The 7130-nt window shown below is 65.0% G+C and carries 8 protein-coding genes; 4 read left to right on the top strand and 4 right to left on the bottom strand.

Features of this window, described 5'->3' with window-relative positions; translation table 11 throughout:
- A partial coding sequence (locus WAO18_RS00220; RefSeq protein WP_422202890.1) for a His/Gly/Thr/Pro-type tRNA ligase C-terminal domain-containing protein occupies window positions 1–198 on the top strand: 198 nt, incomplete at its 5' end.
- A gap of 79 nt (window positions 199–277) precedes the next feature.
- Here WAO18_RS00220 and WAO18_RS00215 read toward each other — a convergent pair.
- The 4 genes from WAO18_RS00215 to WAO18_RS00200 all read right to left on the bottom strand — a co-directional run bounded on the left by WAO18_RS00215 (window position 278) and on the right by WAO18_RS00200 (window position 4414).
- Window positions 278–1507, bottom strand: coding sequence for an acyl-CoA dehydrogenase family protein (locus WAO18_RS00215; protein WP_422202888.1), 1230 nt, complete (start codon window positions 1505–1507; stop codon window positions 278–280).
- A gap of 89 nt (window positions 1508–1596) precedes the next feature.
- Window positions 1597–2424 carry a mycofactocin-coupled SDR family oxidoreductase gene (locus WAO18_RS00210; RefSeq protein WP_422202886.1) on the bottom strand — a complete coding sequence of 276 codons (828 nt, stop codon included), beginning with the start codon at window positions 2422–2424 and terminating at the stop codon, window positions 1597–1599.
- A 20-nt stretch (window positions 2425–2444) separates the two neighbouring features.
- Window positions 2445–4034, bottom strand: coding sequence for a purple acid phosphatase family protein (locus WAO18_RS00205; RefSeq protein WP_422202884.1), 1590 nt, complete (start codon window positions 4032–4034; stop codon window positions 2445–2447).
- 41 nt (window positions 4035–4075) lie between these two features.
- Complete coding sequence (locus tag WAO18_RS00200) at window positions 4076–4414, bottom strand: gamma-glutamylcyclotransferase family protein (protein WP_422202883.1); 339 nt, start codon at window positions 4412–4414, stop codon at window positions 4076–4078.
- A 784-nt stretch (window positions 4415–5198) separates the two neighbouring features.
- Here WAO18_RS00200 and WAO18_RS00195 point away from each other — a divergent pair.
- The 3 genes from WAO18_RS00195 to WAO18_RS00185 all read left to right on the top strand — a co-directional run.
- Window positions 5199–5507, top strand: a complete 309-nt coding sequence (locus WAO18_RS00195; protein ID WP_422202882.1) for a PE family protein — start codon at window positions 5199–5201, stop codon at window positions 5505–5507.
- A 15-nt stretch (window positions 5508–5522) separates the two neighbouring features.
- Complete coding sequence (locus WAO18_RS00190; protein ID WP_422202880.1) at window positions 5523–6779, top strand: PPE family protein; 1257 nt, start codon at window positions 5523–5525, stop codon at window positions 6777–6779.
- Window positions 6780–6847: 68 nt separating this feature from the next.
- Window positions 6848–7130, top strand: a 283-nt coding sequence (locus tag WAO18_RS00185) for a WXG100 family type VII secretion target (RefSeq protein ID WP_422202879.1), incomplete at its 3' end; no start/stop codon positions are given.

Raw genomic sequence — 7130 nt, 5'->3', positions numbered from 1 at the left:
GACCTGGCCTACGGCGACCGCGGCCTCAAGGCGGCACTGCGCGCGGCCGACCGGTCCGGCGCCCGCGTGGCGCTGGTGGCCGGCGACCGCGACATCGATGCGGGAACGATAGGGGTGAAGGACCTGTCGACGGGCGAGCAGGTCGACGTTGCGACCGATTCCGTTGTCGGCGAAGTGCTTTCACTCTTGAACCCGTAGTCCACTTCGGTACCTGGAGTCACAGCGGAGAAGGATGTGGCTTTGCGCCCGCCTCTGAGCGACAACATCGCTCTTGCCGTCAGGTGCGGCCGTGCTTGACCTGATTGAACGGCACACCTCGATCGGCGGCGAATTCGCGTGGGAAGCCCAATATCCGCTCGCCAATCACGTTGCGCGCCATCTCCGTTGTGCCGCCGCCGAGCGCAGCGGTCTGCCGGGACAGATAGCGCTCGCCGACGAACATCAATTCGGCGGGCCCGTGCACAACGCCGGCGCTGCCCGTGACGGCTAATGCGGTATCGACTTCGAGTGCCACTTCTTCGGCCTGGAACAACCGGATCAGCGAACCGCCTGTCGGGGGAAGTGATCCGTCCAGCACGCCCTGATACACGTGGTCGATCAGTTGCTGCCACACCGCGCGATGCGTCAGCGCACGACCGGCCAACTCGCGCGCACGCTCGTTGTCGGTCAGCCCGGCTGCGCGGATCATCGCGTGATAGTCGGGCGCCTGCTCCTGGTTGTTCTCAGCGCCGCTGCCGCTGGCGAATTCCGAGCCGCCGCCGACGGCCCGTCGCTCGTGATAAAGCTGACGCGAGGCCACCTCCCAGCCCTTATCGACCTCGCCGACGACCGCATCGTCGGTGAGCTCGAGGTCGTCGAAGAACTCCTCGCAGAACTCGGTCGACCCATTGACCTGTGTGATCCTGCGTAACGTGATGCCCGGGCTGTCCAGGCGCACCAGGAACATCGTCAGGCCCTCGTGCTTAGGTACCTCCCAGTTGGTTCTGGCCAGCAGCAGCCCGTAGTCGGCGGCGAAGGCACCGGTGCTCCATGTCTTTGCGCCGTTGATGATCCACTTGTCGCCGCACCGTTCGGCGCGGGTGATGACGCCGGCCAGGTCCGAGCCGCCGCTGGGCTCCGACAGCAACTGAACGAGCACCTCATCGCCGCGCAGAGCCGCCGAAATATGTTGCCGCTTCTGCTCTTCGTTACCGGTATCGAGGATTGTCGGGCAGCAGATGGTGAACGTCGGGGTGTTCAGGATCAGCGGCATCTCGTAGCTGGCGCTCTCATCGTCGAACGCCTTCTGATACGCGATGTCCAGACCGAGTCCGCCGTATTCGGTGGGGAAGCAGATTCCGGCGAAGCCGCCGTCGAAGAGGCGTCGCTGTAACCGGCGGACGTGCCGCCAGGAGTCCGCCTCGCCGCGGTCGGCGTAGGGCGGATTGCCCGGGTCGGCGATGCGGGGCATGTTGTCGGGCAGCCATGCACGGGCCCGCTCGGCGAACTCTGCCACCGATTCCGTCATATGACGCCTTCCGAGAGTTCCATTTCCAAATCCGGTAATGACATTACCAGCAGGCTCGGCTTGCCGAGCCGCCCCTCGGAAGACTGTGGTCAGATCTTCAAATATCCTTTGTCGGCTGGGATTTGAGCCGCGGTGACGAGTGACGAGGCGTCGCTGGCCAGCCACACCACGATGTCGGAGATCAGGTCCGGGGCGGCAAGCGATTCTGTCGGAAGCGCGCCGGGCGAGAAGCTGTGAATGTAGTTCGGGTGGTCGGCGAAGACCTGGTACATCGAGACGTCGTTGCCCATCGGCGTGTCGGTACCGTACGGGTGCACTGAGTTGACCCGGATGCCAAATTCGCCGAGCTCGACGGCAAGGGAGTTGGTCAGCCCGACCACGCCGAACTTGCTGGCGCAGTAGTGACCGCAGCCGGGAACTGCCTTGATTCCCGCCGCGGAACTGATGGCGACGATCGATCCGCCGTTGCCGGCCGCGATCATCGGCGGCACCACTGCTTTGATCGTGTTCCACAGCCCGGTCAGGTTGATGTCGAGGGTGTCCTGCCACTGTTCGGCCGAGATCTCCCACAGTCGGCCCCAGTTCAGCACGCCGGCGTTCGCAACCACGATGTCGAGGCGGCCGAACTGCTCGATGGCGTCGCCGACGACGCGCTGCTGGCCCGCCGCGTCCCGGACGTCGACCTCCGAGGCGAGAATCTTGCGTCCCTCGCCCTCGACCAGGCTAACCGTTTCGGCGAGGTCTTCCGGCTGTGCCGGGGGATAGCCGTTGTGCGCGCTCACCGGCGCGCAGGCATCGATCGCGACGACGTCGGCGCCGGCTCTGGCCAATCTGATGCAGTGCGAGCGACCCTGGCCGCGGGCGGCGCCCGTTACATAGGCGACCTTGCCGGCCAGCGGGAGATCGGTAGCGGTCATCGCCCAAGCGTAGGAAAAGTTCAGCCGCCGCGCGGCCGAGTCAGCGTGAACTGCTCGACCACGTCGATCGCGCCGTAGGGGCCGTTGACCGCGTAATGCGTGGCTTTGATCGACGTGTTGCCGCCCGGGGGACCGGGGTCGACATCGAAAGCCACAAATCCATAAGGGTTTTGGCTGTCCCTGAAGGCCGACCAGGGCGCGTCCTCCACGACGTAGATTGGCGCCCTGCGGCCGATCGCCCCGTCGAAGGCGCCCACACCGCTCACCACACGACACCTTGGCTGCGGGAAGAACATGGCGTTCGACGGCGACGAGGTGCCGCCACCGCCGATGACGACGTGCACGGTTCCTTTGGTCGTGTCGATCACCTCGCCGCGGTCCTCGACCGGGATCGGTGTCCGGGTCTCGGTGTCCTGCGCACCGCGCACCGGATGCGAACGCTCATAGTGATGCTCGTGGCCGCAGACCACCAGGTCGACCTGGTAGCGGTCGAACAGTGGCAGCCATTCCTGACGGATACCCAGGTCGGCGCCGTTGGTGTGATCGGCCGTGGAAATGGCGGTCTGGTGCATGCACACGATCACCCAGTCGATCCGCTTGTCGGCTCGCGCGTTCTCGAGTTCGCCTTCAAGCCAACGCTTTTGCGCGCCAGCGGAATAGCCGTGCACGTAGGAGTTGCCGCCGTCCTGAAAGCAGACGTCGTCGTTGTTGAGGCTGATGACGCGTACCGAACCCGCGGTGAACGAGTACCACAGTCCGCGGAGTTCGCTGTCCGATCCTGAGTCGGGGACTGTGAAGTAGGCCTGATACGCGGCGTAACCGATTGGGCCATTGCCCAGTTCGTTCTCGTGGTTGCCCGCCGCCGGCATCCAGGGCCGGTAGCGCGCCGACCGGGTGTTGTTGTCGAACCAGTCGGACCAGGTGCGGATACGGTCGTTGGCCATGTTGGCATAGCACAGGTCTCCGTTGACCAAGTTGAACAGCGGGCCGATGCGTTCGATCGCGGTGGTGATGTCGCCGGCCGCCGGAGACCCCAGGTTGTCGCTGCGGTAGCTCTTCTTGTTCAAGCGGCCCAAGGTCGGGGTGGCCTGATCGCCGAAGCTGGTGAAGCGCAATGGGCTTCGCCCTGACGGGGCAGTTCGGACGGTCCCCAATTCCGGATTGGTGCCGTCGTGAACCGCGGCGTAGACGTAGTCGGTGTCAGGGGTCAGGTTGTCGAGCCGCGCATGGTGGACGCGGACCTCGGTGTTCGACTTCGCATCACGATAGGTGCGAGTCTCGGCCGGCGCGCTGCGGCCGAACCCGGAGGTCGGGGTCCCCAACATCACGCGGGGGCTGTGCACCGGATCGGTGGTGTGCCACGAGACGACGACTTCGGTGGCGGCATCCGTGCCGAACTGCAGATGCAGGCCGCCCACCGGTTGCGCCCCACGCTGGCTCGGCTGGGTCCACAGGCTTGGTCCGTGACCAGGCGACCCGAGCAGAACGACGCCGCCGGCACCGAGGCCCGCGCCGACGAGCGTGGTCGCCGCGCCCGTGGTGAGAAGCCTGCGGCGGCTGATGCCCGTTGCCGGGGCCTCGTCGGGCGCCGGTGGCGGTGCTTCGACCATGCTTCTTTCCTACCTTCCGCCCGGGCGATAGCCGGTGAACGCTAACCGGCGAATACGTAGACCCATGCCTGCGGGCCCGAGCGCAACGGCACAGAAATGCGCCGGTAGTCGTCGACCTCATACTCATCGGCTGCGACCAGCTCAGCAGCACTGACCACGAAGACGGTCCCGTCGACGTGGGCGTCCGGCCGATACGCGGGTCGCAGGATCGGATGCCGGTCGCTGCCGCTGGTGGCGATGACCTGCGGGTCAGCGATCGTGACGTAGTCCAGCTCATAGCCGATGACTGCGTCGACGTAGCCGTCCAATTGCCGGCCGAATGTGGCAAGTTGGACGTTGGGCAGGCGCAGCGTCCCGTAGGAGAACAGCAGTTCGCTCACCGACGCTGCATAGCACCCACCGGTCGCGGTCCGCCAGCTGAGCGACGCTCGGCGGCACCCTTGAGGTGTTTTACGGAGGCGAAGTTTTTAAGCATTTTCTCAGCTTTGTGACGCTTTGGAGATTCCGATCATGATGTGCGGCAGCTCCTTACTACGGCGCGATAAGTTTGCCGCCAACAACGACCGGACAATTGTCGATCGGCCCCTTGGCGACCTTTCCTGGCGGTGAAGAATCGGTGGCCTGCCGGGGTCATTCTGAGACGGCGGTAGCGTCGATTTGGCACGCGCCGCGGAACACCGGCGCCGGTCGACGGTACAGCCGCGCCGGGTCGGTGTACGCCCGGCCGGGCGCACGCGGGGGCCGCCGATCTCGCAGGCCAATTATCAAGTCAGCAAAGCATTTACCGGCGGTTCGAGCGATCCGAAGGGGGCTCGCGGAGATGGGCGGGCTTTGCCCCGGTCGCCGTGACGGGTCCAGCACTCGGCCCGCCGGCCCGTACGCACGGGTTCGCGCCATCAAAGCTACTGACTCGTGTCGAATAGCTCCGTCGACTGTCGGAGGTTTACGCGGCCACTCTGCCTCCCTGGGATCTTCCTGTATCCGCGGCCAAAAAAATTGTCTCCACCTGAATGCCTCTTTGCTTTTTCTCAGCACAGGATGCGCATCCGTGATTTAAGCTTGCGCAACTGTCAGACTTCAAATATGCGCTCTTTGCGGTTAGTTAATTGCATTAACTAACCGCGGAGCCGGCCAGAGGTCTGACGCCTGTCTGGAGGAGGGTCGGTGTCGTTCGTAACTGCACAACCGGAGGACTTATCCGGGGCTGCGGGCAATCTGGCTGGTATCGGTGATGCGATGGCGGCGCGAAACGCCGCGGCGGCAACACCGACAACCGGCCTGGCACCCGCTGCGTCGGATATCGTTTCGGCGATGACCGCGGCGCAGTTTGGTCAGCACGGCGCGTCATATCAGCAGATTGCCGCTCAGGCGGCACAAGTGCACGAGCAACTGGTTGCCGCGTTGCGTTCCGGGGCGGGTGCGTACGCGCTGACCGAGGCGGCGAATGCAGCAGCAGCAGCAGCAGGCGGCTAAGGGGGGCCTGGGTCGATGAGCTTCATGATGTTCCCGCCGGAGGTCAACTCCGGCTTGATGTACAGCGGCGCGGGGTCGGGGCCGCTGATGGCGGCAGCGTCGGCTTGGGACGAGTTGGCCGCTGATTTGGAGGCCACCGCCACGTCATATCAAACGGTGCTCGGGCAACTGATCCAAGCCACGTGGTTGGGTCCGACCTCAGTGCGGATGGCGTCGGCCACCGCGCCGTACGTCGCTTGGCTGGCAACCACTGCGGGTCAGGCCGCCCAGACCTCAGCTCAGGCTCGGTTTGCCGCCTTTGCATACGAAAGTGCATTCGCGTCGACGGTTCCGCCCGCGGTGATCGCCGCCAACCGGGCACTGTTGGCGGTGCTGGTCGCCACCAACTTCCTCGGCCAGAACTCGCCGGCGATCGCGGCCACCGAAATCCACTACATGGAGATGTGGTTCCAGGACGGCCTGACGATGGACACCTACGCGACGACCTCCCAGCAGGCCGTCGTGTTGCCTGAGCAGACCCCCGCGCCCTCGACCAGCGATGGTGGGGTGTCCGCCGATGTGGCCGCCGCGGCTCAGACCATCGAAAACTCCATCACCAGCCTGGTGAACAATTTGACCACCACCTTGCAGGCGCTGCTGGGGTTTAACTCCACCGCTGGCACGACAAACCTGTCGTCCGCATTCACGAGCACCATGAGCAACCTCACCGGCGCGAGTACGGGTGCCCATACCGCCGCCGCCACGGGTGCGGGTGCGACCGCGGCAATAACCCCGACAGCCGCCGGAACGGCCACGGGTTCGATCGTGCCCATCCAGATGACCTATTACGCGGTGATGTTGGCCAGTATGCCCGCCAAGATGCTGATGAGCCTGGGCAACTCGATGGCTGCCAGCCAGGCGATGCAGGCGGGCCAACAGGCGATGCTGGCCGACGTCACCTCGATCCTCGACACCAAGATGAAAGCTTTGCTCGGTGGGATATCCGGCCAGATGCGGGGCTTCGGCTCGGCGATCACCGCTCAGCTGGCATCGGCAGGCCGGCTGGGTGGGCTGTCGATTCCGAACAGTTGGGCGCAAGCGGCTCCAGAGATGGTCCGCGCGGCGCCGATACTGCCGGCCAACAGCGTCGCCGCGCCGATGGTGACCGCGGGAACGCCCAACAGTCCATTCACCCAAGCGCTCATGGGTTCGCTCAACGGGCGCGGGATGGCCACGCAGGCCGCCAAGACGCAGTCGGTGAAAGTCGAGACTCGCACGCCGGCCGGCGGATGAGAAGTGGGGGATGCCTTTGCTGCACCACGCATTAACCCTGAACATGACATCGAGATAAGGAGAGAGATATGCCTACGCGTTTTATGACTGACCCGCACGAGATGCGGGCGATGGCGGGCCGTTTCGACGTGCACGCCCAGACCGTGGAGGACGAGGCCCGCAAGATGTGGGCGTCCTCGACAAACATTGCCGGGGCCGGCTGGAGCGGGACGGCGCAGATGACGTCCTACGACACCATGGGCCAGATGAACACCGCGTTCCGCAACATCGTGAACATGCTGCACGGTGTGCGCGACGGGTTGATCCGCGACGCCAACAACTACGAGAGCCAAGAGCAGGCTTCTCAGCAGA

Origin of the sequence: Mycobacterium sp., assembly GCF_049278535.1 — a bacterium.
Classification (GTDB): domain Bacteria; phylum Actinomycetota; class Actinomycetes; order Mycobacteriales; family Mycobacteriaceae; genus Mycobacterium.
Note: the sequence above shows the minus strand (reverse complement) of the source record. Positions and strands in the feature narration are given on the sequence as shown.

Coding starts and splice junctions, on each gene's coding strand:
- WAO18_RS00205 (WP_422202884.1), bottom strand. CDS start 4,034: ATGGTCGAAGCACCGCCACCGGCGCCCGACGAGGCCCCGGCAACGGGC.
- WAO18_RS00210 (WP_422202886.1), bottom strand. CDS start 2,424: ATGACCGCTACCGATCTCCCGCTGGCCGGCAAGGTCGCCTATGTAACG.
- WAO18_RS00190 (WP_422202880.1), top strand. CDS start 5,523: ATGAGCTTCATGATGTTCCCGCCGGAGGTCAACTCCGGCTTGATGTAC.
- WAO18_RS00215 (WP_422202888.1), bottom strand. CDS start 1,507: ATGACGGAATCGGTGGCAGAGTTCGCCGAGCGGGCCCGTGCATGGCTG.